29 protein-coding genes and 1 riboswitch are annotated in these 24,847 nt (G+C 37.6%); of the genes, 21 read left to right on the top strand and 8 right to left on the bottom strand.

Going from position 1 to position 24,847, the window contains the following annotated elements; translation table 11 throughout:
• Positions 1-42 precede the first annotated feature (42 nt).
• The 4 genes from J2Z82_RS15130 (at position 43) to J2Z82_RS15115 (ending at position 1,824) form a co-directional block, all read left to right on the top strand.
• Positions 43-378, top strand: coding sequence for a DMT family transporter (locus J2Z82_RS15130; RefSeq protein ID WP_209481592.1), 336 nt, complete (start codon positions 43-45; stop codon positions 376-378).
• Positions 378-692, top strand: coding sequence for a DMT family transporter (locus J2Z82_RS15125; protein WP_209481591.1), 315 nt, complete (start codon positions 378-380; stop codon positions 690-692). The genes J2Z82_RS15130 and J2Z82_RS15125 overlap by 1 nt, the downstream gene beginning before the upstream one ends.
• 66 nt (positions 693-758) lie before the next feature.
• On the top strand, positions 759-1,562 hold the full coding sequence (locus J2Z82_RS15120; protein WP_209481590.1) for a VLRF1 family aeRF1-type release factor: 804 nt from the start codon (positions 759-761) through the stop codon (positions 1,560-1,562).
• Entirely contained in the window at positions 1,555-1,824 is a 270-nt protein-coding gene (locus tag J2Z82_RS15115) for a hypothetical protein (RefSeq protein WP_209481589.1), read from the top strand. Before J2Z82_RS15120 ends, J2Z82_RS15115 begins: the two co-directional genes overlap by 8 nt.
• Positions 1,825-1,948: 124 nt before the next feature.
• Here J2Z82_RS15115 and crcB (J2Z82_RS15110) read toward each other — a convergent pair whose 3' ends face one another.
• From crcB (J2Z82_RS15110) to J2Z82_RS15085, 6 genes are read right to left on the bottom strand one after another with little or no spacing between them, the layout of a single operon-like run.
• Positions 1,949-2,284 (bottom strand): fluoride efflux transporter CrcB, encoded by a 336-nt coding sequence (gene crcB, locus J2Z82_RS15110; RefSeq protein WP_209481588.1) that lies wholly within the window; start codon positions 2,282-2,284, stop codon positions 1,949-1,951.
• Entirely contained in the window at positions 2,281-2,658 is a 378-nt protein-coding gene (gene crcB, locus J2Z82_RS15105; protein ID WP_209481587.1) for a fluoride efflux transporter CrcB, read from the bottom strand. The genes crcB (J2Z82_RS15110) and crcB (J2Z82_RS15105) overlap by 4 nt, the downstream gene beginning before the upstream one ends.
• A 3-nt stretch (positions 2,659-2,661) precedes the next feature.
• Positions 2,662-3,075 (bottom strand): Fur family transcriptional regulator, encoded by a 414-nt coding sequence (locus J2Z82_RS15100; RefSeq protein WP_209481586.1) that lies wholly within the window; start codon positions 3,073-3,075, stop codon positions 2,662-2,664.
• Positions 3,072-3,926, bottom strand: coding sequence for a metal ABC transporter permease (locus J2Z82_RS15095; protein ID WP_209481585.1), 855 nt, complete (start codon positions 3,924-3,926; stop codon positions 3,072-3,074). The genes J2Z82_RS15100 and J2Z82_RS15095 overlap by 4 nt, the downstream gene beginning before the upstream one ends.
• A 17-nt stretch (positions 3,927-3,943) precedes the next feature.
• A complete protein-coding gene (locus tag J2Z82_RS15090) occupies positions 3,944-4,699 on the bottom strand; it encodes a metal ABC transporter ATP-binding protein (protein WP_209481584.1) in 756 nt (251 codons plus the stop codon).
• A gap of 12 nt (positions 4,700-4,711) precedes the next feature.
• Entirely contained in the window at positions 4,712-5,632 is a 921-nt protein-coding gene (locus J2Z82_RS15085) for a metal ABC transporter solute-binding protein, Zn/Mn family (RefSeq protein ID WP_209481583.1), read from the bottom strand.
• A 213-nt stretch (positions 5,633-5,845) separates the two neighbouring features.
• Here J2Z82_RS15085 and copZ point away from each other — a divergent pair, with 213 nt between their 5' ends.
• Both copZ and J2Z82_RS15075 read left to right on the top strand, forming a co-directional pair.
• On the top strand, positions 5,846-6,052 hold the full coding sequence (gene copZ, locus J2Z82_RS15080; protein ID WP_209481582.1) for a copper chaperone CopZ: 207 nt from the start codon (positions 5,846-5,848) through the stop codon (positions 6,050-6,052).
• A gap of 248 nt (positions 6,053-6,300) precedes the next feature.
• The gene (locus J2Z82_RS15075) at positions 6,301-7,218 is read left to right on the top strand and encodes a proline dehydrogenase family protein (protein WP_342453653.1); all 918 of its coding nucleotides are present in this window, start codon (positions 6,301-6,303) and stop codon (positions 7,216-7,218) included.
• Between the two features lie 56 nt (positions 7,219-7,274).
• Here the strand turns inward: J2Z82_RS15075 and J2Z82_RS15070 are convergent, their stop codons facing one another.
• Positions 7,275-8,129: a YitT family protein gene (locus J2Z82_RS15070; RefSeq protein WP_209481581.1), complete on the bottom strand. Its 855-nt coding sequence runs from the start codon at positions 8,127-8,129 to the stop codon at positions 7,275-7,277.
• Positions 8,130-8,342: 213 nt separating this feature from the next.
• On the opposite strand from J2Z82_RS15070, the gene J2Z82_RS15065 reads away from it, so the two are divergent.
• The 3 genes from J2Z82_RS15065 to J2Z82_RS15055 all read left to right on the top strand — a co-directional run bounded on the left by J2Z82_RS15065 (position 8,343) and on the right by J2Z82_RS15055 (position 14,096).
• Positions 8,343-10,742 (top strand): 3-hydroxyacyl-CoA dehydrogenase/enoyl-CoA hydratase family protein, encoded by a 2,400-nt coding sequence (locus J2Z82_RS15065; RefSeq protein WP_209481580.1) that lies wholly within the window; start codon positions 8,343-8,345, stop codon positions 10,740-10,742.
• A gap of 223 nt (positions 10,743-10,965) precedes the next feature.
• On the top strand, positions 10,966-12,141 hold the full coding sequence (locus J2Z82_RS15060) for an acetyl-CoA C-acetyltransferase (protein ID WP_209481579.1): 1,176 nt from the start codon (positions 10,966-10,968) through the stop codon (positions 12,139-12,141).
• Between the two features lie 170 nt (positions 12,142-12,311).
• Complete coding sequence (locus J2Z82_RS15055) at positions 12,312-14,096, top strand: acyl-CoA dehydrogenase family protein (protein ID WP_209481578.1); 1,785 nt, start codon at positions 12,312-12,314, stop codon at positions 14,094-14,096.
• A 412-nt stretch (positions 14,097-14,508) separates the two neighbouring features.
• Here the strand turns inward: J2Z82_RS15055 and J2Z82_RS15050 are convergent, their stop codons facing one another.
• Positions 14,509-14,916, bottom strand: a complete 408-nt coding sequence (locus J2Z82_RS15050; protein WP_209481577.1) for a VanZ family protein — start codon at positions 14,914-14,916, stop codon at positions 14,509-14,511.
• A 305-nt stretch (positions 14,917-15,221) separates the two neighbouring features.
• On the opposite strand from J2Z82_RS15050, the gene J2Z82_RS15045 reads away from it, so the two are divergent.
• The 12 genes from J2Z82_RS15045 (at position 15,222) to sufU (ending at position 24,841) form a co-directional block, all read left to right on the top strand.
• Positions 15,222-15,578 carry an arsenate reductase family protein gene (locus J2Z82_RS15045; protein WP_209481576.1) on the top strand — a complete coding sequence of 119 codons (357 nt, stop codon included), beginning with the start codon at positions 15,222-15,224 and terminating at the stop codon, positions 15,576-15,578.
• A gap of 75 nt (positions 15,579-15,653) precedes the next feature.
• Positions 15,654-16,037, top strand: a complete 384-nt coding sequence (gene gcvH, locus J2Z82_RS15040) for a glycine cleavage system protein GcvH (RefSeq protein ID WP_092492088.1) — start codon at positions 15,654-15,656, stop codon at positions 16,035-16,037.
• 731 nt (positions 16,038-16,768) lie between these two features.
• Complete coding sequence (locus J2Z82_RS15035) at positions 16,769-17,122, top strand: toprim domain-containing protein (RefSeq protein ID WP_390313920.1); 354 nt, start codon at positions 16,769-16,771, stop codon at positions 17,120-17,122.
• A 10-nt stretch (positions 17,123-17,132) separates the two neighbouring features.
• Positions 17,133-17,447, top strand: a complete 315-nt coding sequence (locus J2Z82_RS15030; protein ID WP_209481574.1) for a thioredoxin family protein — start codon at positions 17,133-17,135, stop codon at positions 17,445-17,447.
• A 71-nt stretch (positions 17,448-17,518) separates the two neighbouring features.
• A riboswitch (SAM riboswitch) is annotated at positions 17,519-17,631 on the top strand.
• 98 nt (positions 17,632-17,729) lie between these two features.
• Complete coding sequence (locus tag J2Z82_RS15025) at positions 17,730-18,761, top strand: methionine ABC transporter ATP-binding protein (RefSeq protein ID WP_209481573.1); 1,032 nt, start codon at positions 17,730-17,732, stop codon at positions 18,759-18,761.
• Positions 18,751-19,419 carry a methionine ABC transporter permease gene (locus tag J2Z82_RS15020; protein WP_209481572.1) on the top strand — a complete coding sequence of 223 codons (669 nt, stop codon included), beginning with the start codon at positions 18,751-18,753 and terminating at the stop codon, positions 19,417-19,419. The genes J2Z82_RS15025 and J2Z82_RS15020 overlap by 11 nt, the downstream gene beginning before the upstream one ends.
• A 14-nt stretch (positions 19,420-19,433) precedes the next feature.
• Complete coding sequence (locus tag J2Z82_RS15015) at positions 19,434-20,258, top strand: MetQ/NlpA family ABC transporter substrate-binding protein (protein WP_209481571.1); 825 nt, start codon at positions 19,434-19,436, stop codon at positions 20,256-20,258.
• Between the two features lie 211 nt (positions 20,259-20,469).
• Positions 20,470-20,640, top strand: coding sequence for a YuzK family famiily protein (locus tag J2Z82_RS15010; RefSeq protein WP_175476722.1), 171 nt, complete (start codon positions 20,470-20,472; stop codon positions 20,638-20,640).
• A 443-nt stretch (positions 20,641-21,083) separates the two neighbouring features.
• Complete coding sequence (gene sufC / locus J2Z82_RS15005) at positions 21,084-21,869, top strand: Fe-S cluster assembly ATPase SufC (protein WP_209481570.1); 786 nt, start codon at positions 21,084-21,086, stop codon at positions 21,867-21,869.
• A gap of 17 nt (positions 21,870-21,886) precedes the next feature.
• Entirely contained in the window at positions 21,887-23,197 is a 1,311-nt protein-coding gene (sufD, locus tag J2Z82_RS15000) for a Fe-S cluster assembly protein SufD (RefSeq protein ID WP_209481569.1), read from the top strand.
• Positions 23,197-24,417: a cysteine desulfurase gene (locus J2Z82_RS14995; protein ID WP_209481568.1), complete on the top strand. Its 1,221-nt coding sequence runs from the start codon at positions 23,197-23,199 to the stop codon at positions 24,415-24,417. Before sufD ends, J2Z82_RS14995 begins: the two co-directional genes overlap by 1 nt.
• The gene (sufU, locus tag J2Z82_RS14990; RefSeq protein WP_209481567.1) at positions 24,407-24,841 is read left to right on the top strand and encodes a Fe-S cluster assembly sulfur transfer protein SufU; all 435 of its coding nucleotides are present in this window, start codon (positions 24,407-24,409) and stop codon (positions 24,839-24,841) included. The genes J2Z82_RS14995 and sufU overlap by 11 nt, the downstream gene beginning before the upstream one ends.
• Positions 24,842-24,847: the final 6 nt, after the last annotated feature.

The following is a 24,847-nucleotide window of genomic DNA, read 5'->3' as shown; positions in this document are numbered from 1 at the left end:
GGATATTTTCCTGGGCTTTTTTAATTGGAGGCGTTGAGTAAAATGAAACGAAGCTGGAATATTGTATTATTGGCTGGACTCTTTGAGATAGGATGGGTGATTGGCTTAAAGCATGCGTCGAGTGTGGGAACATGGCTGCTGACTGCATTTGCCATTTATTTGAGTATGCATTTATTAATTATTGCTTCGAGAAAGCTTTCGGTAGGTACTTCATATGCAGTTTTCACTGGAATGGGTACTGCAGGGACAGTTATTTTAGAAATTGTGTTGTTTGGTGAGTCATTTAATTTAGTTAAAATCATATTGATTCTGCTGTTACTAACTGGTGTTATCGGACTTAAAACAATTACCACTGAGCAAGAAGGAGAGCGTTCATAATGAGTTGGATTTTTTTAATAATTGCTGGATTCGGTGAAGTGGCAGGAGTTATGGGTATTAATAAGGTGAATAAAAAGAAGAGTGCTTCTTCATTTGGGTGGTTGTTTGGTGGATTTGTGACAAGCTTTATCTTTTTGACAATTGCAATGGATTCTATTCCAATGAGTACTGCATATGCAATTTGGACCGGAATCGGGACGGTTGGAAGTGCTTTAATCGGAATGATTGTATATGGCGAATCTAGAGATTGGCGCCGGCTTTTATTTATAAGCATGGTTCTTTCGGCGGCAGTTGGATTGAAGCTGACTTCATAGTATGTTTAACTTTGGCAGATATCGGAAACACGTTAATTAAGGAATTGAAAGGAGTGCCGATATCTAATGAATCTAAATGAGCAAATTAAACAACTGGAGAATGTTAGAAAAGACGGTGCGAACAAAGTGTTTTCCATGTACCTTAATACTGACCCTTCAGACCCGGAGCAACAGGCAGGAGAGTGGAAGATACATCTGAAAAATGGGCTGCGGAATTTTGAAAGCTATTTGGAAGAAGATGATAACAAGGAAGAACTTAAGAATTTTCAACTGATAAAACAAAAGGTTGAAAAGTACGTGCATGCTAATGAACAGCATTTTCGAAAGGGCATTGTACTATTTGCAACTGCTGATGAAGATGTCTGGTATGCAGCTCGAGTTCAAATGCGATTAAAAACAGAATTTTTCTGGGAAGAAACAGCGAAAGTTGATCAACTTAAAGCACTAAAGGATAACTTTCCGAAATCCGGAATTATCCTTGTACAGCAAGATCAAATAAAAGTAATGGAAACGCACCTTAATGAAATAGAGGATACAATCTACTACGAACTTGATATTAATACAGATGATTGGCGTCAATTTTCAGGTCCACATAAAGCAGATGCGTCCATGGGATCTGGTGGTAAAAGTCTGCAGCAAGATAATTTCAAGGATCGATATGAAGCAAATAAACAACGTTGGTATAAAAGTATTGCACCAAAATTAGACAAGAAAGCCAAAGACCGTAAATGGGAGAAAATTTATGTAGTAGGTGAATCTGACGCATCACACGAACTGGAAGACCAGATGAACAAATCAGCCGATCAAGTTATTCATAAAAATATGCTTGACCATGATGAAGAAAAGGTTCTGGAAGAAGTATTTGGCTGAGTATGATAGTAGAGCAAAATTACAGAGTGAGTTTGGCTGGGTGGTAACATCGACAGAAGAGCGTGAATATCAACAGAAGAGCGCGAATATCGACAGAAGAATGGGTAACATCGGCAGAAGAGCGCGAACATCAACAGAAGAATGTAAACATCGACAGAACAGCGTGAACATCAACAGAAGAATGGAAACATCGACAGAACAGCGCGAATATCAACAGAAGAGCGCGGAACAACGGCAGAAGAGCGCGAACATCAACAGTTAATCCGAAATCAATCGTAACTACCTAATTTCCTGATTATTCAGGGCTAAAATCGCGTTCATATATAAAAAAGCTGTACCACATATTTAGCGTGGTACAGCTTTTTTAATAGTTTCCTAAATATGTGTTAGATTAACAAATAAACAAACAATACCGATACTGTAAGTGAGCTAAGTACATACGCTATTGCCAGCCAATATCTTTTCTCTAATATGAGCTTTATTGTTTCATTTCCAAACGTAGAGAATGTGGTGTACGCCCCGCAAAAGCCAACTCCTAAAAACACCCATAGCCATTCTGAAATGCTATTATCCAAGTAATATCGAAAAAGTAATGCCAGAAGAATGGAACCAGTTATGTTAGCAGTCCAAGTTCCAATCAGGCGTTTATTTGCTTTTAATGAAATATAATAACGGGCTATGCTTCCAAGAAAACCGCCGAGTGCAACAAGGATAATATTCATGCTGTCACCCGCTTTTTAAATGCCATCTTGAACCCAAGATAACAAAATAGAAGCCCGCCAATAACACTAAGTACGATATAGCTACCAGCTAAAAGGATGCTACTATCAAACAGCTCAACTGTTTCGACTGCGAAAGTTGAAAAGGTAGTAAACGAACCAATCATTCCGGTCCCAAGTGCTGCAAACACTTCTGGACTCAACTTTCGTTTAATGGAATCATGATGAAGTAAGAAACTGAGCAGAAAACATCCAAGCAAATTAGCAATTAAAGTAGCGTAGGGGAAACTTGTATTTGTCCAAAATAAAATAGATATCCCATATCTCCCTGAGGCGCCGACCATACCACCGATACCGACAGCTAAATAGATCTTCATCAATTAGGCGTCCTGACACACCGGACATAAACCATAAATCTCAAACTTATGTCCCTCGATTGCATAGTTTCCAAGTGAATTCTGTACCTCATTCATTGGACATACATCGATTTCTTTTGTTTTGCCGCAATCTTTACATATAAAGTGGTGGTGGTGATGATGGGTACATGTAATTCTGAAATGTTTTTCCCCATTCAGTTCAGTAGTTTCCAGAATGCCGACCTCGTCAAATAAATGCAAGTTACGGTAAAGGGTGTCAAAGCTTATTCCTTTATATGTGGGTTCCATATGCTGAAGCAAATCTTTTGCAGTACGATAACCATCAGCTTCATCAAAATAAGCTAAGATGTCATTACGTTTTGCAGTAGTTTTATAGCCTTGGCTTTTTAGTTTTTCAAGTGCTTCCTGTAACTTCATTTGACTTCCCTCTCTTTTTTAGGAGTATAGTTAAAGCGTTTCAATCCAATTGAAAGCAGTAAAATAACAATCGACACAAGGACAATTGTACCCCCTGGCGGAATACTGAAATAATAGCCGGATATTAAACCTATGATAACAGCTAGTTCACCGAAGACAATGGAAAATATAATCATTTGTTTAAAACCACGAGCAATTCGCATGCTTGCTGCAACAGGCAATGTCATTAATGCTGATACGAGTAAAACCCCAACAATACGTATCGATGCAGCGATTACTAATGCAGTTAATACAATAAAAAGTAAATGAATTCGTTTGGAGTGAATACCTGAAACGATTGCATGTTCTTCATCAAATGATAGGGTGACAAGTTCTTTATAAAATAACCGAATCACTAGAATGATAACAATCGAAATTGCCAGGATAGAATAAAAATCATTTTGACTTACTGCAGATACAGACCCAAATAAATAATTGAAAAGCTCTGTATTAAAACCATCTGCAAGTGAAATAAATATAACACTTAGTCCGACACCACCAGATAGAATAATTGGAATTGCCAGTTCTTGATATGCTTGATACACGCCTCGTAGCTTTTCAATAAAAATTGAACCAAGTACGGAAAATGCCATCCCACTGTATAGAGGGGTGATGAGACCAGCTGCGAACTTTTTTTCTATCAATAGTCCAAATGCAATCCCGGCTAGAGTTACATGTGATAACGCATCAGCGATAAGGGAAAGACGACGGACTACAATGAAAGTCCCAAGCAGTGGTGCGATGATCCCAATAAGCAGTCCGGTTAAAAATGTGTTACGTAAAAAATCATATTGTATAAAATCTGCTAGCATAATCTATTCTCCCAACGCTAATGGTCATGTGTAACGATATTTACAGGGTGACCGTAAAATTGTGATAAATCTTTTTCTGATAACGATAAATATTCCTTAGGATTTCCATGAAAATGCAGTGTTTTATTCAAGCAAACAATATCTGTCGCATGCTCAGTCATTGTTCCAGTGTCATGCGTGACAAGGAGTAATGTAATGTTCTGTTCGTTATTTAACTGATGCAATAGCTCGTAAAAACGCTGCACATTTTCATAATCGACACCAACAGTAGGTTCGTCAAGAATGAGTAACTCCGGGTCACTAACTAATGATCGGGCAATAAAGATGCGCTGTTGCTGACCACCTGAGAGATTACCTATATTCTCATAAGCGTATTCCCCCATACCCACTTGGTCAATGGTATGCAAGATTTTCTTTTTATGTTTTGAAGTGAAAAACTTCAAATAACCGACTTTTGCAGTCAGTCCCATTGAGACAACTTCAAAAACAGTTGCTGGAAACCCCTTGTTGAATGAATTGGATTTTTGAGATACAAAGCCAATTTTATCCCATGCTTTAAACTTATCAACCGGCTGGCCGAAAAGGTCAATGGAGCCACTATCCGGTTTTAGTAGTCCAAGAATGAGCTTAATTAACGTAGTTTTTCCCCCGCCATTTGGTCCTACTAACCCCATAAAAGAGCCTTGCGGAATTTCAAAGTTTATATTACTCAGGACACTTTTATTTTCATATGCATATTCAATATTTTTCATAGAAATGATTGGTTCATTCATAGGGGAATCCTCCTAATTTGTAGCTTTATCAAGTACTTCAAGGTTTTTGTTCATTAAGGATAGATAATCTGCTCCATTTTCAATATCCTCTTCGTTTAATACAGAAAGGTTATGGATGTACAATGCTTCTGCACCTATTTGATCCTGAATAATTTTGGAAACTTTATCAGAGCCACTTTGTTCAAAAATAACATAATTTAACTTTTTCTCTTCTGCCAGGTCAATAATTTCGGTTAATTCTTTTTGTGATGGTTCGTCGCTAGATGACAACCCACTTATAGCAATTTGCTCGATGTCATAACGCTCTTCCCAATATCCGTATGCTGCGTGTGATACGAGGATTTCCTTTTTGGCTTTTGGTTGTAGTGTTTCTTCAAAACGTTTATCTAATGCTAATAGATCTTTTTTTAGATCGTTAAAGTTTTTTGTATATGCCTGTTTATTTTCAGGATCCATTTCGATAAGCTTGCCTTTAATATAACTGGACATTTTAAGCATACGCTTTGGATCTAACCAAATGTGAGGATTACGATCGCTGTGGTCATGTTCAGTGTTATTATTTACATCTTGATGAAATAATTCTTCTTGTGATCCTATTTCAATCAATTTAATATCCTGGGAATCGAGTGCAGCTGCAGCAGTTTCAGCAAATCCTTCCATCCCTGCACCGAGGTAAATGAATGCATCTCCGTCTGCTATAGTCGTCATTTCTTTGGAGGTAGGTTCATATGTGTGCGCATCAACACCTGGAGGGTAAACCGATTTTATATTTACCGATTCACTGCCAATTCTTTCGGCGGCATACTGTATTGGATAAATTGATGTGTATAGTGTTAAATCATTGTTATTTTTAGAATCAGAGGAGGATGAGCATCCTGATGCAATGATTCCTATAATAGTAATTAAGATGAATGCGTAATGTGTTCTTCTCATGAGTTTAATCCTCTCAATTTTAGTTTGTTATATTATATTATCGTAATGATTACGATTTGTAAATAGGAATGATTTCGATTAGTCATGAGAGCATTAATTAATTGTAAGAAAAGAAAATACAAGTTATTATATCTATATAGGACAATAATCCTATGCTAAATTTTCATTTATGGATACTATTTTAATTTGCTCAATAATTAGGAGGTTATTTATATGCAGACTACGTTTGATGTAAAAGGAATGACGTGTGGACACTGTGAAAGCTCAGTAAAAAGTGCTTTAAAAGAATTAGATGGTATTACTGGTGTGGACGTTAACCTTGGATCTGGGAAAGTCGACGTAACTTACGATGATGCAAAAATGAACGTAGCAGTTATGCGAGAAGCAATAGAAGAACAAGGCTATGATGTGGTAGCATGAGCTATGGGCTGTTTTCCTTTAAATGGAATTCAGCTTTTCTTATATAATTGCTTATAATATAGCGGAAACTGGATTTACTATCCATAAAAGCGAGAAGAAAAGACATAAATCGATTAATTTCGCCAAAAAAGGCTGAAATCACTCATAAAACGTAAAAAATGATACTCTTTTCAAGAAATACATGATATGATATTAATTGTGCACAGAATATGTAATATAGAAAATTTTTTTAGTTGGGGGTAATCAGCGTGGAACAACTTATGCGTAACTTCTTCTTATTTTTATCAAAAAATAAAACGCTTACAAAATTGGCGAAAAAGTACGGGTTCAAATTTGGTGCATCCCGTTTTGTTGCAGGTGTTGATATAGAACATGCAGCAAGAAAAATCAAGGAAATAAATAATGATGGATTTGTCGTTACGATTGATCATCTCGGAGAGTTTGTCGATAATGAGCAAGAGGCTAAAGAATCTGCTGATGAGTGTATTAATGCAATTAAGAAGATAGCAGATAAAGGTTTGGATTCTGAGTTGTCTCTAAAACTGACATCACTGGGACTTGATATATCGGAAGAATTAGTAATGGATAGTTTGCGAAAAATTCTTGATGCAGGTAAGCAGCATAATGTAACTGTGACGATTGATATGGAAGACTACGAACGCTGTGGCAAAACATTGGATATCTTCAAAGAATTGCGAAGTGAGTATGAAAATGTTGGTACTGTTTTACAGGCGTACTTATATCGCACAGAAGAGGATTTACAGGATCTTAACGATTATGATCCGTATCTTCGTATTGTGAAAGGGGCATACAAAGAGTCACCTGAAGTCGCTTTCCCTGATAAGAAAGACGTTGATGAGAATTATAAAAAACTAATTAAAATGAATTTATTAAATGGTAATTATACTGCTGTTGGAACACATGATGATGCAATTATAGATTATGTAAAAGAACTGGAAAAAGAACATAATATTCCTCGTGATCAATTTGAATTTCAAATGTTATTTGGTATTCGGATTGAATTACAGAACAGGCTGAGAAAAGAAGGATATAAAATGCGTGTTTATGTACCGTATGGTAATGACTGGTACGGTTACAACATGCGTCGTCTGGCAGAACGTCCGGCTAACGTTATGTTTGTCCTAAAGGGAATCTTTAAAAAATAATAGTTCAGTTAAATCCCTCGTATCAAATTGGATACGGGGGATTTGCTTTGCCATTACTAAAACTTCTGCCCATAATATTTATCCAGCGAGAATCCTCGTCCCAGTACCTCTGACGCATCAAGGAATATGACAAAGGATGTTGGCTCTTCTTTTTGCAATGTTTTCTTCAGTTGAACTGCTTCCTGTTGTTCAGTTACACAAAGAATCATTGTTTTATTTTCATTTGAATAGCCACCTATAGTTCGGACTTTAGTTAACCCGCGATCTATCCGCTTTCCAATAAGATCTTGAATTTTGTCTTCATCTTCAGTGATAATCAGAATTAATTTGGATGCTGATGTACGTAATTGAACGATATCAATTGTTTTACTTGTTACATAAATACACATTAAAGCAAATAATGTAAGTTCAAGATTAAATACGATAATAGAAGAAACAACTACAAAACCGTCTACAATTAACTGAGAGTAACCACTTGATAGTCCAGTAAATTTCTTTACAACTTGAGCAATTGCGGCGGTACCGCCAGTTGATCCATTTCCTTTATAAACGGTGCCAAGTCCAGCGCCTAAGACAATACCACCATAGATTGCACCTAAAAGCGGATTGGTTACTGTGTAGGGGAAATCTGCACTTAGAAAAATAACTAGTGGGACCCAAAATGTTCCTAATAATGTCTTCCAGCTAAAATCTTTACCCAATGCAAGCCAGCCGATTATAAAAATGGGAAGATTAATTAAAAATTGCGTGAATGCAGGACTTAATTCGTATAGTTCAAAAAGAATTGTGCTTATCCCGGAAATACCACCAGCTGCAAGTTTTGAAGGTAATAGGAATATATTATATGAAAGCGCGACAAGTGATGCACCAATAATAATTTGTAAGTATTCGGTTACAAGTTTTTTGTTCATAACTGTCAAGTCCTTTCTGTATATGAAGCCTATAATAGTTTAACGCAGTTTCCCTGGTCATTAAAGCCCAAATAGAAAAAATTATACTCTTTTTTTATTGCGAAATATCAGAATATAATTTATACTAATAAACAGATGGATAGGTGACTATCTTTTATTTTTACAGTTAAAAATGAATGAGTATTCATTCAAATGAAGATAGGGGGACAAAACATGAAGCAAACAATCAAGCGTGCTGCAGTGTTAGGCTCAGGTGTTATGGGGTCTGGAATTGCTGCCCACTTGGCCAACGTAGGAATACCGACAATTATGCTCGATATTGCACCAAAAGAGTTAACAAAAGATGAAGAAAAGAAGGGCTTAACACTAGAGGATCGCGCTGTACGAAATCGTATTGCTGCACAAAGCAAAAAAGCCTTGCGTAAGCAAAATCCATCACCAATTACCTCAACAAAAAGTCTTGACTTAATTGAAGTTGGTAATATGGATGATGATATGGAAAAACTAGGAGAAGTTGATTGGGTTATTGAGGTTGTTGTAGAGAACCTGGATATTAAAAAGAAAGTATTCGCAAATGTTGATAAATATCGTAAAGAGGGAAGCATTATTACTTCCAATACTTCAGGGATTTCGGTAGAGGATATGGCTGCGGATTGCTCAGAGGACTTTCAAAAGCATTTTCTCGGGACACACTTTTTCAATCCGCCACGCTATTTGAAATTGCTTGAAGTTATTCCAACAAAATATACAGATCCAGAAGTACTGAAATTTATGAAAACGTTTGGCGAAAATGTGCTGGGCAAAGGTGTAGTTGAAGCAAAAGACACACCAAACTTCATTGCCAATCGTATCGGTACATATGGATTGCTTGTGACGGTACAGGAAATGTTAAAAGGCGGGTACAGTGTTGGTGAAGTAGATTCTGTTACCGGGCCAATGATTGGACGTCCAAAAAGTGCTACATTCCGTACCTTGGATGTTGTCGGTTTAGATACATTTATTCACGTTGCTAAAAATGTTTACGATCAGGTTGAAGGTGCAGAAAAAGAAGTATTCGATGTTCCTGATTTTATTTTGAAAATGCAGGATAACGGCTGGCTTGGTGCCAAGAGTGGTCAAGGGTTTTTCCTTAAGAAAAAAGGGAAAGACGGAAGTACAATCTATGAATTGAATCCGGAAACACTAGAATATGAGGATCGTAAAAAACTAAAAACTGCTGCTACGGAAATGGCTAAGCAGGAAAAAGGATCCCGTCGTAAATTGAAAGCGCTTGTATCAGCTAAAGGCGACAGAGCAAGTGACTTGGTATGGTCAATAATGAAGCCAGTTTTAATTTATTCTGCACAGCTTACAGGTGAAATTGCTGATGATATCGTATCCATTGACCAGGCAATGAAATGGGGATTCGGCTGGGAAATTGGTCCTTTTGAAACATGGGATGCAATTGGTTTGCGTAAATCTGTTGAACGGATGCAGGAAGAAGGTGAAACAGTACCTGAATGGGTGCTTGAGCTACTGGAAAATGGAAACGAGACCTTTTATAAAACCGAAAATGGCAATGTATATTACTATGATAAAGGTGAATACAAGCAACAGAGCTTTAATGAAAAAGAAATTAATTTAAAGCGTTTAAAAGATGTTAATGGGGTCATCAAAAAGAATACGGGAGCAAGTTTAATAGATTTAGGTGATGGTGTTGCAGGACTGGAGTTCCATTCACAAAGTAATGCAATCGGTCTTGATATCATCCAAATGGTAAACTTTGCAATTGAAGAAGTAGGAAGAAATTATAAAGGACTAGTAATCGGAAATCAAGGTAAGAACTTCTGTGTTGGTGCGAACCTTGGTATGATGCTAATGGAAGCACAAGATGATAATTTCTTTGAATTGGATATGGTTGTCAGTCAATTCCAAAAGATGGCGATGAATATTAAGTATTCAGAGAAGCCAGTTGTAACTGCACCATTCAATATGGCACTTGGCGGAGGTGCTGAAGTTTCATTGCCAGCAGCTTCTATCCAGGCATCTCCTGAAACCTATATGGGTCTTGTTGAGTTTGGTGTCGGATTAATCCCAGGTGGCGGCGGAACGAAAGAACTTTATCTAAAAGAACTTCGTAATTTGCCACAGGGCGTAGATTTAGACCTGACAAAAGTAGCAAACGATGTTTTTGAAAAAGTAGCGATGGCAAAAGTATCAACCTCAGCCGCTGAAGCTCGTGAAAATGGATTTTTGAATAGTAACGATGCTATTAGTGTAAATCCGGATCACTTGTTACATGATGCAAAGGAAAAAGTATTGGCGCTAGCTAGTGCTGGCTATCAAGCACCGAAACGCGAAAAGATCCCTGTAGTAGGCGAAGCTGGATATGCGGCAATGCTGTTAGGTGCGAAGACACTTCGGTTTGGCGGATATGCATCAGATCATGATGTGAAAATTGCTGAAAAACTTGCCTACGTTTTATCAGGTGGACGTATTAAAGAAGGAACATTAATTGACGAACAGGTAATGCTCGATTTAGAGCGTGAAGCTTTCTTAAGTTTAATTGCTGAACCAAAAACGCAACAGCGTATGCAACACATGTTATTAAAAGGAAAACCACTACGTAACTAGAAAAGCGGAGGCGTACGGTTAGCGGCGTATGGTCTGGACTGAGTCGTAGGAGATAAAGGAAACCTGCCCCTGCAACAGGGGTATGCCGACGTTGGCCGCAAAGGCCGTAATTAGTCGGCCATCCTTTACCCAGCGAGCCGATGTTGACTTATCGTACGTAGGTAAAGGAAGTCCACTAGCCGTTGGACGCCGGAGTTAGACAATAAGAAGAGGGGGAAGAAATGTGAAGGAAGCAGTAATTGTTGCAGGTGCAAGAACCCCTGTAGGAAGAGCAAATAAAGGATCACTAGCAAATTCAAGGCCAGATGATTTAGCAGCATTAACAATAAAAGAAACATTGAAGCGTGCAGGAAATTACGACGGAAATATTGATGATGTGATTATTGGATGTGCAATGCCAGAAGCAGAACAGGGTATGAACATGGCACGTAACATCGCCGGTTTGGCAGGACTAAGAAATGATGTGCCAGGAATTACAATCAACCGCTATTGTTCATCAGGTTTACAAAGTATTGCATATGCAGCAGAACGTATTATGGTTGGTGCAAGTGACTCTATCATTGCTGGTGGTGCAGAATCAATGAGCCTGATTCCAATGGGTGGTCATGTTATTAAGCCAAATACAAAGCTTGTCCAGGATGCACCAGGATATTATATGGGAATGGGTCACACAGCAGAAGAAGTAGCAAATCGCTTTGGTATTTCCCGTGAAGACCAGGATGCCTTTGCTGTACAAAGTCATGAACGAGCTGGTAAGGCAATACAAGAAGGTAAATTTAAGGATGAAATTGTCCCGGTAGAAGTGACAAATCGAGTTGTTGGCGAGAAAAATAAAATAGAAGAAAAGAAATTTATGTTTGAAATGGATGAGGGCGTACGTCCAGGAACAACGAAGGAAGTATTGGGAAAACTTCGCCCAGCGTTTAACGTAACAGGTTCTGTTACAGCGGGTAACTCTTCGCAAATGAGTGATGGGGCTGGTTCCGTACTTTTAATGGACCGTGATAAAGCAGATTCAGAAGGGCTTAAGCCGCTAGCTAAGTTCCGTTCATTCGCGGTAGCCGGAGTAGAACCGGAAATTATGGGTGTTGGTCCTGTTGAAGCAGTACCAAAAGCATTGAAAATAGCTGGACTAGAACTATCTGATATCGGATTATTCGAGTTAAACGAAGCATTCGCATCACAATCTGTTCGAGTAATCCAGGCACTTGATCTAGACCCGAACATTGTTAATGTAAACGGTGGTGCGATTGCACTTGGTCACCCACTTGGTATGACAGGTACAAAATTAACGTTAAGCCTTATTCATGAAATGAAACGCCGTAACGTACAATATGGAGTCGTGACAATGTGTATCGGTGGCGGCATGGGTGCTGCTGGAGTGTTTGAACTCTTATAAAGTTGAGTGCCAAATGCCGTAGTTTACTGCAGATTCGCCGAAGTACACAACTAACTTGCTCGAAGTTCACAACTCACAAGTGCTGAAGTTCACAAGTTCATCAACTGGAAGAAAGAAATAAGGGCGCCAAAATTATGGCGCCCATCCAATAATGGAAAGGAACGATTTAAATGAGCGAAACAAAAGAGAAAATTTTTAAAGGTGGAGCATTTTTAACAGAAGATTTAACAGGTGAAGATGTCATCACACCAGAAGATTTTACTGAAGAACATAAAATGATTGCAAAGACAACAGAAGACTTTGTATTAGGTGAAGTCGTACCAAAAATTGATAATCTGGAAAACCATGAATTTGAACATTCAGTAGACTTATTGAAAAAGGCTGGGGAACTAGGATTGCTTGGTTCTGATGTTCCAGAGGAATATGGAGGTCTTGCACTCGATAAAATCAGTTCATCACTAATTACGGAGAAGTTTTCACGTGCTGGTGGATTCTCGGTAACACACGGAGCTCATGTTGGTATCGGTTCATTACCAATTGTATTCTTCGGTAATGATGAGCAAAAAGAAAAATACTTGCCAAAACTTGCCACAGGTGAATTATTGGCTGCATATGCATTAACCGAACCAAGCTCAGGGTCAGATGCAATGGGAGCAAAAACAACCGCAAAATTAAACGACGCAGGTACACACTTTATTTTAAATGGTGAGAAACAGTGGATCACTAACTCAGCATTTGCGGATGTTTTTATTGTTTATGCAAAAATTGACGGCGAACATTTCTCAGCGTTTATTGTTGAGCGTGAATTCCCTGGTGTCTCAACAGGACCGGAAGAAAAGAAAATGGGTATTAAGAGCTCGTCAACTCGTACATTAATTCTGGAAGATGCAGAAGTACCAGTTGAAAATCTATTAGGTGAAAAAGGCCGTGGTCATGTTATTGCATTTAACATCCTTAACGTTGGCCGTTATAAGCTGGCAATTGGCGGTGTAGGTGGATCAAAACGTGCACTTGAAGTGGCAACAAAATATGTGAATGAACGTAAGCAATTTAATACGCCAATTTCAAGTTTCAGCCTAACACAGGAAAAATTAGCAACAATGGCAACAAGAACCTATGCGAACGAAAGTGCTGTATATCGTACAGTAGGATTGTTTGAACAACGTATGGGTGCTTTGTCCGATGAGGAATTAAAAGATGGCCGTGAAGTTGCTAAGGCAATTGCAGAATATCAAATCGAGTGCTCCATGAATAAATACACTGCAACCGAATGTCTTGATTATGTAACAGATGAAGCTGTTCAGCTGCACGGTGGGTATGGCTTTATGGAAGAATATGAAGTTGCGCGTGCATATCGTGACTCACGAATTAACCGTATTTTTGAAGGAACAAATGAAATTAACCGATTAATCGTTCCTGGAACATTGCTGAAAAAAGCAATGAAAGGTGAACTGCCATTACTTCAACAAGCACAGAGTCTTCAGGAAGAACTAATGATGATGATGCCTGAGGAAGTGGGCGATGAAACATTAGAACAGGAAAAATATCTATTGAAAAATGCGAAGAAAATGGTATTGCTTGGTGCTGGTCTAGCAGCACAGAAATATGGGAAAAAGCTTGAAAATGAACAGGAGATCCTTGTAAATCTTGCTGATATGACAGCTGAAGTCTATAACATGGAATCTGCAATTCTTCGTACAGAAAAAGCAGTTACTAAGTCTGGAGAAGAAAAGAATAAACAAAAACTTCTTTATACACAAGTATATGTGCAAGAAGCATTTAATCGCATTGAGGCAGATGCAAAAGAAACTCTAATTGCAGTTGAATCAGGCGATACTCTCCGTATGATGCTTTCATCATTACGTAAGCTGACTCGTCACACGCCAACAGATGTGATTGGGAAAAAACGCGAAATTGCTGCTAAGATAATTGAGGAAGAAAAATATCTAGTCTAAGAACTAAAGCGCAAGCGCCTGTTCAGCGCCGTATGGACTGGACTGACCCGTGTGAGATAAAGGATACACGAAGAGCGTAAGCGATTCGATGTTGACTTATCGTAGACACGGGGAGGGAAGTCCACTAGGCGCTAGGCGCTGGAGCTGGACGTGGCAGATTCGGAAGTCCAGTTATCCACAGCATTTAAATTTTATAGTACGCTAGACAATAAAATAACCACCCTCCACTTTAGAGTGGGGGGTGGTTTTCCATTTGGCAGTTTTCAAGAGATTGTTGCTGTTGATATACAATGAGTGGTTAGGCAGCGCTCCGCACCTTAGAGCATCTGGCAATTCTCCTCGAGCTGCGTACTTGATATGCATATCGTTTGCTTCGATTTTCTCACTTCATCCTAAAAACTAACAAATGCAATTATAACTTTTTCTTTTTAATAAAAAACATTCCAATTTTCATTATTGCGAACCCTATAATAACGCCGGTTGTGTTTAATATAACATCATCAACGTCAAAACTTCTTGAAAGGACATTGAGTGAAGAAAGAACAAGTTGCGTTAATTCAATAACAAATGATGTTCCAATACCTATTAGAAACATCTTTTTAAAACTGATCTTGCTATTTATTAATACAAGTAATATTCCCATTGGAACAAATACAGCAGTATTTCCTAATAGATTAACAGAAGCGACGGATATCCCACCTTGGGAGAATAAAAATAAGTAATTTTCGATTGTGTTAAATGGTATTAGATTTATGCCTACCCAATCGCTTCGAGTGGCATCTGTGGAAGGAAATACTGTCAGATAAAGTAAACTTTCCATATAAATAATCCACAAACTGTAGATGAATTCCTGTAATAAGATAATTTTTTGGCCAGTTTTCTTTAAAACTATGAACCTTATAGATATGAAAATGACAAGGGACAGGAGGATAAAGTATACCGGTAAAGCGTTTATATAATGCATCAATCATTCCCACCTATTAACTAATCTGCCTGTATTATAGCACAAGAGGTGAACATATAAATCTTTTGCAGGAAGTCTTTGAAAGTTCACAATTCCATCGACCGATCTTCATTATTTTTGCTATAATAAAAACAACATCTGAAATTGTTAGGAGGGGTGAAATGGGATTATCGTTTTACTGGTATCCAAATTGCGGCACTTGTAAAAAGGCGAAGAAATGGTTAGACGATCATCAAATCGACTATACTAGCATACATATTGTGAACGCTCCACCATCGAGTGATCAGCTTAAGAGCCTAATTGCAAAAAGTGGATTACCACCTAAAAAGTTTTTTAATACGAGCGGCAAGAAATACCGTGAATTAAATATTAAGGATAAAATTAAAGATGCGACTACTGAAGAAATGGCTGATATTTTGGCATCTGATGGTATGCTAATTAAGCGGCCACTTACAACAGACGGAAAAAAAGCAACTGTTGGATTCAAGGAAGAAACCTTCAATGAAAATTGGCTATAATAGAAGTAAAAATGCTAGAAAAAAGTCCATATACCTAGTATAGTAATATTGCAATTAATTAACGGAGGGATTTAGATGAGCTTACCTAAAGATTTATTATATTCAGAAGAACACGAATGGGTAAAAGAAGAAGATGGAAATGTACGTATTGGTATTACAGAATTTGCACAATCCGAATTAGGGGATATTGTATTTGTTGAACTTCCCGAAGTAGGTGAAGAGGTTGAAGTAGATGAACCATTCGGCAGCGTTGAATCTGTTAAAACGGTTTCCGAATTGTACGCCCCAATCAGCGGAAAAGTTGTAGAAATCAATGAAGAATTAGAGGATAGTCCTGAATTTGTTAATGAATCACCATATGAAAAAGCATGGATGGTAGTTTTGGAACCATCTGACGATTCAGAACTAAATAATTTACTATCTGCTGAGCAATATCAGGAAATAATCGAGGAAGATTAATCCTATTAATAAGGCTGACTGCACACTGTAATCTTGTGAAGTCGGTCTTTTTTATTGCTATAATGTAATTCACAACGAAATTTTAGTGTATGTGATTTTATAGTGATTATAGGTGTGAACTCAGCGGAGTGTGGAACACAAAAACAGTTAAGTGAATCGTGGTTCCGCTAAATGGGTGAAAAAGCCGTCTTAGAAGGTTGAAACGGTTCCTGGTTCCGTTATTTACCTAATAACAATGAAAAATGTGGCTGAAAAGGGTGAATAGCGGAATGAGGATTACATAACATGATCAAAATAGGCGTTTTTAAGGAAATAACGGAATGAGGATCCGCCAAATCCGTGGACACCAGCCTGTCTAGTGAAAACTATGAGATTATTGCTGAGATTTAACTTGAGATTTACTGTTTAGCACCTCACAAGTGAACCCGTTACTTTTTTGGCTGTTTTCAGAAATAGTTGTTTTTCCATATGTGCTAGATATGTTCACAATACCCTGGAAAGATGGATAAACGTCTGCACTAGTACTTCCTTTGCATCGTAGGCTCTTGGTTTTTGTGTCGCACTTTATATCTTTAAAAAATTCATATTCATACTTAATAATTCAGTTTAAGCATAAACTATCTAATATAATTTGTAATGCAATAATATTATTTATTGGATGTGGATTCAAAAAAGTAGTAAAATATATGATTAATGCATTCAGTAATTTAATGTAAGGAGTGCATGTAATGATGACAAATGAAGCAGAAAAAGTTATCATTGTTGAGGGACTAACTGATAAAAAGCAGGTCAAGCGAGTAATAGCCGATGATGTTGAAGTAATATGCACGAATGGGACACTCGGTGTTGAACGATTTGATGAGCTTTTGGAAACGTATGATTTGGATAATAGGGATGTTTTTATTTTAGTTGATGAAGATAGTTCAGGGATAAAACTGCGTAAACAGTTAACTCGTGAGCTTCCACATGCTGAACACATTTATGTGAGCAGTGAGTTTCGTGAAGTAGCAACGACCCCTGATAATATTCTTGCAACGGCATTAGTAGCCAAGCGAATCGAGGTTAATCCCATATTCTTGATTTAGGGTGGTAGTATTGCAACAGATTAGTGAGGAACAATTAGAAAAAGAACATTATTTACTATATATTTATACACCATTTTGTGGTACATGCGCGTTGGCAAAATCAATGCTCGATAAGATTGAATCGGTTCATAAACAGGATATTTTTTATGACATGAATGCCTCATTGTATCCAGAGTTTATGCAGAATAATCAAATTGAAAGTGTACCATGTCTATTAATTAAGGATGGTAACGAAATCAAGGAAAAAATATATGCATTCAAATCGATTGCTAATATTTACAGCTATTTAATGGAATATGAGCCATCGTTATTTTCTGATAACTAATCTTTATTGACACATTAATTTAGGCGTGCTAATATCTAGATTATCGATTTTAAATTAAATACTTTTTTAATCTCTTATCTTGAGCGGTGGAGGGGCTGGCCCTATGAAACCGCGGCAACCTCAAATGTTTTTTTAATTTGAAAGGTGCCAACTCCTGCAAAGTAGCTGCTTTGACAGATAAGGGAACGTAAAGACTACATATATTACGTCTTTCTGTTCTCTTACAGAAAGACGTTTTTTTATGTTTTAGGACACAATAATGAATGTTAAGGAGGAAAACTTGTGATTTCAATAGAGGGTTTAAATAAAATCTTTAAATCGAATAAAAGCAGCATTACAGCAGTGGATGAATTGACCCTTGATATAAATGAAGGTGAAATCTTTGGTGTCATTGGATACAGTGGTGCGGGTAAAAGTACATTTGTACGATTGCTCAATCGGCTGGAGGAACCTACTGGCGGGAAAATTGTTATTGACCAGCAGGAAATCACTGCATTAAATTCAAAACAACTTCGAGTGGCACGTCAGGAAATAGGCATGATTTTTCAACATTTTAATTTATTATGGTCGCGGACTGTAAAAGATAACATTGCATTCCCATTGGAAATTGCAGGCATATCAAAAATTGAACGTGAAGAGCGTGTTCAAGAGTTAATCGAATTAGTTGGACTTGCAGGTAGAGAAAGTGCTTATCCCTCTCAGTTAAGTGGTGGGCAGAAGCAGCGTGTTGGGATAGCGAGAGCACTTGCAAATAATCCAAAAGTATTGCTATGTGATGAAGCAACTTCAGCACTTGATCCGGAAACGACCAACGCGATATTAGATTTGTTAGTTGATATTAATAAAAAGCTTGGTTTAACGGTTATTCTAATTACTCATGAAATGCATGTAATTCGCAAAATATGTAATCAAGTCGCAGTAATGGAAGAAGGAAGAATCGTTGAGCAAGGCGATGTTCTGGATGTTTTTTTACGCCCGAAAAAGACTGTTACAAAAAAATTCGTTGAGCAGGTGATGGGAACCAACGATGAAGATGACGGAGTAGCTCATTTAATTGATACTTATGACAGCGGTAAGCTTATCCGCCTCCATTTCATTGGTGAGACAACAAACCAGGCATTGATTAGTCAAGTTGCTAAAAAATTTGCAATTGATATTAACATTCTGCAGGGCAAGATCACACAAACGCAGCGTGGTGCCTATGGAACACTTTTTGTGCAGGCTGATGGCGAGTTGAGTGAAATCAATAAAGCTATAGACTTTATAACAAATGAGACCTCAGTGGAAGTGGAGGTGGTTCGCGATGCTAACTAATCTTTTCCCGAATTTGAATATGGAGGATTTATGGGTTGCCACTTACGAAACCTTTTACATGACTATCCTTTCATTATTTGGAACATTTATTTTTGGAATACTATTAGGGTTGCTACTTTACCTGACAATGAAAGGGGGTATTTGGCAGAATAAATTTCTGAACCTAATCGTGGCATCTATCGTAAACGTTTTTCGAGCGATTCCATTTATAATCTTAATATTACTTTTGTTCCCGTTTACTGACTTTCTGATTGGAACTATACGCGGACCAAATGCAGCATTACCAGCTTTAATCATTGGTGCGGCTCCTTTCTACGGAAGACTTGTAGAGATTGGACTGAAGGAAGTTGATAAGGGTGTGATCGAAGCAGCGAAATCTATGGGGGCAAAGACTCGCACAATAATATTTCGTGTATTGCTTCCAGAGTCAATGCCCGCACTTGTATCAGGGCTTACTGTATCTGCAATTGCTTTGATTGGCTATACTGCAATGGCAGGTGTTATAGGGGCTGGTGGTCTAGGAAATTATGCATACTTTTTCGGATTCCAGCGACGTATGTTTGATGTCGTATTTGTTTGTACCGTATTAATCGTAATCATTGTATTTATTTTTCAATTCATTGGAGATTTTATTACTAACCAATTAGATAAAAGATAAGGGAGAGAGATAAAATGAAAAAGATTTTGGCATTCGTATCTATATTTTTTGTGCTAGTATTAGCAGCTTGTGGCGGGAGTAATTCCGGTACAGGTGATAATGTAATTAAGGTTGGTGCATCCAGTACTCCACACGCACAAATTTTAGAGAAAGCTAAACCAATTCTTGAGGAAAAAGGAATCACTTTAAAAATTGAAGAGTACACTGACTATGTTTTACCAAATGAAGACCTTTCAAGTGGTGAACTTGACGCAAATTATTTTCAGCATATTCCTTATTTAAACAAGCAAATTGCAGATATTGGCTATGATTTCACACACATTGGTGGAATTCACATTGAGCCAATTGGGATATATTCGAAAACAATTAATAGTGTTGACGAAATTACTAAAGGAACCGAAGTGCTTATGAGCCGTTCTGTCGCTGACCACGGACGAGTACTATCCTTGTTAGAAAAAGAAGGGCTTATTAAACTTTCTGAAAAAGTGGACAAGGTAGATGCTACTACAGAAGATATTGTTGAGAATCCGAAAAACTTAAAGTTCTCCTATGATTATGACGCAGCATTCTTACCAGAGCTATATGAGTCAGAAGAAAACACTTTAGTGGCGATCAATACCAATTATGCAATTGGCGCAGATTTGAATCCATTGGAAGACGCCTTGATTCTAGAAGGTGAAGAATCTCCATATGTAAATGTTGTTGCAGTTAAAACAGAAAATAAAGGTAATGATTCGTTAAACACATTAGTTGATGTACTGCACTCTGAGGAGGTCCAAAACTTTATTTTAGAAGAATTTGATGGTGCAGTAGTTCCAGTAAATGGAGAAGCGAAGTAATTTTATAGCGAATTTTGAGTAATTCATAGTAAATAGCAGTAATTAGCTCTATGTGTAAAGTAAAAGTTGCTATCCATTTTCAATACTTCCATATATTATTAATTACGATTTTAAACGTTTAAATGCACATTGTGTAGGGTATCGTCCTTGTGATATTCTTAATATTGTAATCAAATCGAAAGGATGATTCACTATTTATAGTGGGATTAAGATGAATTACACTCCAGAGATGGAGAAGGGAATGCAGCAAACGCATAAGATGTGTTATGCGGAGTATGAAAGAAAGTTAGAAAATCGCATTGCTGTTGAAAAAAGACGACAAAAAGAGTATGAACAATGTAAACATATGGTAGCTGAAATTGATAGTCACATTCATAATTAATAAATATTAATTGTGCTGGTATCCTAGATGGGGTACCAGCATTTTTTCTTGGCAGTTAAGAAAGTATAAATACTTTCTTACTGCATAAGTGCAACTAAGGCTTATCTATATTAAGGCTTGCACTCCAGAGTATAAGGGGTTCTAAGAAAGCAAAATACGCTTTCATAAGAACCCCTTTAACGAATGCCAAGTTTTCTAAAAAAAATAATTATAGTAAAATCAGAAAGTACATTCTCAGTTATTGCATACAATATAGTAAAGAAATTCATAACTTTTCTCAAAACAAAACATAATTAATCAGCTAGATATCCACGTTTTTATTAGTATGAATGAGTTGATAATAAATTCGAAATGCTTTAAGATTATAATGAGAATAAATTGAGAATGGATGTAATAGCCATTTGAAAAGAAATAAGCACAAAATAGTAATTGGAGGTATCGACATGGCAGGATCAACACTAGAAATTAAAAATCTTCATGTTTCAATTGAAGGTAACCAAATATTAAAAGGTGTAAACCTTACGATAAAGGGTGGCGAGTTCCATGCAGTTATGGGACCAAATGGTACTGGGAAATCAACACTTGCATCAGCTATCATGGGTCATCCAAAATTCGAAATCACTGAAGGAAGTGTATACTTAGACGGTGAGGACGTATTGGAAATGGAAGTAGATGAGCGCGCACGTGCAGGTCTTTTCCTTGGAATGCAATATCCTAGTGAAATTAGTGGTGTAACAACATCTGATTTCCTTCGTTCATCTATAAATGCTCGCCGTGAAGAAGGCGATGAAATTTCATTAATGAAGTTTATTAAAGAAATGGATGCTGCATTAGATCATCTTGAAATTGACAAAAACATGGCACAGCGCTATTTAAATGAAGGATTCTCAGGCGGTGAGAAAAAGCGTAATGAAATTCTTCAATTAATGCTTATTAAGCCGGAAATTGCAATTTTAGATGAAATTGATTCAGGTTTGGATATTGATGCATTAAAAGTAGTGTCCAAAGGAATTAATAAACTACGAGATGATAATTTTGGTTGCTTAATCATTACACACTATCAGCGTTTACTTAATTACATCACGCCAGACAAAGTTCATGTTATGATGCAGGGTCGTGTTGTTAAATCAGGTGGACCTGAACTGGCAAAACGTCTTGAAGCTGAAGGTTATGACTGGATCAAAGAAGAACTAGGCATCGAAGACGAATCTCTTGAGCAAAAAGCGTAAAAGTTAGGAGGGGTAATATGACTGTTGAGACAAAGCTACCATACGATAAAGATTATATCAGCCAGTTTTCACAAGATAATAATGAACCGGAATGGATGAAATCATTACGCCTTCAAGCTTTAGAACAAGCTGATACACTAGAAATGCCTAAGCCTGATAAAACGAAAATAGGCAGATGGAATTTCAGTAAATTCAAACATGATGCAGCTAAAGGTGAAGAGATTTCGTCATTAGATGATTTACCAGCAGATATACAGGATTTCCTTGATAAAGAAAATAAGCAGGAAAACCTTGTAATACAGCGCAATCATACAGTTGCATATGCTTCATTGAATGAGGAGCTGAAAAGTAAAGGCGTTATTTTCACTGATATCTTTACAGCACTTCGTGAGCATGAAGATTTGGTTAAACGTTACTATATGAAGGATGCTGTTTCTGTTGATGAACATCGTTTGACTGCACTTCATACAGCATTGATGAACGGTGGCGTATTCGTGTATGTTCCTAAAAATGTACAACTGGAAGAACCATTGCAAGTGATTTTTTGGCAGGAAGACCCTGAAGCGGCAATGTTTAATCATGTATTGGTTGTTGCTGATGATAATAGTTCATTAACATATGTTGAGAATTATGTATCACAAAATAAAGAAGAAGAAACTGTAGCAAACATCGTTACAGAAGTTATCGCGCATAACAATGCGCAGGTTTCATTTGGAGCGGTTGATAATTTTGCTGCTGGAACAACTTCTTATATTAACCGTCGTGGTGTCACGTATCGTGATGCAAAAATTGACTGGGCTTTAGGTCAAATGAATGATGGAAATACTGTTTCGGAAAACGTTACACATCTAGTTGGTGACAATTCTGAATCAAATGCGAAAACTGTTTCAGTTGGTCGCGGAAAACAAATACAGAACTTCACAGCAAAAATCGTTCACTTTGGTAAAGAAACCGAGGGACATATTTTACAACATGGTGTAATGAAAGACAGTGCAACATCTATATTTAACGGTATTGGAAAAATTGAACATGGTGCTTCAAAGTCAAATGCTGAGCAGGAATCACGCGTCTTGATGCTAAGTGAAAAAGCACGTGGTGATGCTAACCCAATTCTTCTAATCGATGAAGACGATGTTACAGCTGGTCACGCAGCGTCTGTTGGCCGTGTTGACCCGCTTCAATTGTACTATTTAATGAGCCGTGGAATTACACAGAAAGAAGCAGAACGTTTAATCATTCACGGTTTCCTAGCGCCAGTTGTTAATCAACTGCCAATTTCTTCAGTTAAGGAACAGTTGACTCAAGTAATTGAAAGGAAGGTATACTAATGGATGTGAAAGCCATAAGGCAGCAATTTCCTATTTTAGATCAGGAAGTTAATGGACATCCTTTAGTGTATTTGGATTCATCCGCAACATCACAAAAACCGTTGCAAGTAATTGAAGCTGTTGATGCATATTATCGGCAAGATAACTCAAATGTGCATCGCGGTGTTCATACATTAGGCACACGGGCTACTGACAAATATGAAGGTGCTCGTGAAAAGGTACGACGCTTTATAAATGCGAAAAGTACCGCAGAAGTTATATTCACACGTGGTACCACAACATCGATCAACACTGTTGCCTATAGCTATGCACGTGCCAATTTGAAAGCTGGAGATGAAATTGTAATCACTCCAATGGAACATCACAGTAATATTATACCGTGGCAGCAAGCCGCAAAAGCTACTGGCGCAACGCTAAAATATATACCATTACAGGATAATGGAACGTTTACATTGGACGATGTACGTGAGACAATAACAGGTAATACAAAAATAGTTGCTGTTACACATGTATCCAATGTACTTGGAACAGTTAACCCAATTAAGGAAGTTGCACAAATTGCTCATCAAAATGGTGCAGTTATTGTAATTGATGGTGCCCAGGGTGCACCACATATGAAGATTGACGTAAAAGAAATGGATTGTGACTTTTACGCATTTTCAGGTCATAAAATGTGTGGACCAACTGGTATTGGGGTATTGTATGGTAAGAAAGAACTTCTTGAAGATATGGAGCCAGTGGAATTCGGTGGAGAGATGATAGATTTTGTTAATCTCTACGATTCAACATGGAAAGAGCTGCCTTGGAAGTTTGAAGGTGGGACACCTATTATTGCTGGTGCAATCGGGTTAGGTGCAGCAATCGACTTTTTGAATGATGTTGGGTTAGAGAATATTACAGCACATGAACAAAGGTTAGCTGATTATGCACTCGAAAACTTACGAAAAATTGATGGAATTTCGATATATGGCCCTGAAAAACGTGCAGCATTAGTTACATTCAACTTAGATGATGTGCATCCACATGATACGGCCACAGTACTTGATGCAGAAGGTGTAGCTGTTCGTGCGGGACATCATTGTGCACAGCCACTAATGAAATGGCTTGATGTAGTAGCCACAGCACGTGCAAGTTTTTATTTATATAATACAGAAGAAGATATTGATCGCTTAGTCGATGGACTTTTGAAAACGAAGGAGTATTTTGGTGATGTCTTTTAACAACCTTGATACATTATATAGACAGGTAATCATGGATCACTATAAGAATCCAAGAAACAGGGGTGCAGTTGAAGGCGACGCGCTGACCGTTGATATGAATAACCCAACATGTGGTGATCGGATTCAGCTACAATTGCAAGTAGAAGATGGAGTTGTTCAGGATGCCAAGTTTGATGGTGAAGGTTGTTCAATCAGTATGTCATCTGCATCAATGATGACCCAGGCGGTTAAAGGGAAAAAACTTGATGACGCATTGAAAATGTCGAAAGCTTTTTCACAAATGATGCTTGGTGAAGAGATGGACGATTTAGGTGATACCGATTTTGGTGATATTGAAGCATTGCAAGGTGTTTCCAAATTTCCAGCACGAATTAAATGTGCAACCCTTGCTTGGAAAGCAATGGAAAAAGGTGTTCAAGAATAGTAGGTA

Source organism: Virgibacillus litoralis (assembly GCF_017873675.1).
GTDB lineage: Bacteria > Bacillota > Bacilli > Bacillales > Amphibacillaceae > Lentibacillus > Lentibacillus litoralis.
The sequence above is the reverse complement of the archived record's forward strand: the minus strand, read 5'-3'. Positions and strand labels throughout refer to the sequence as shown.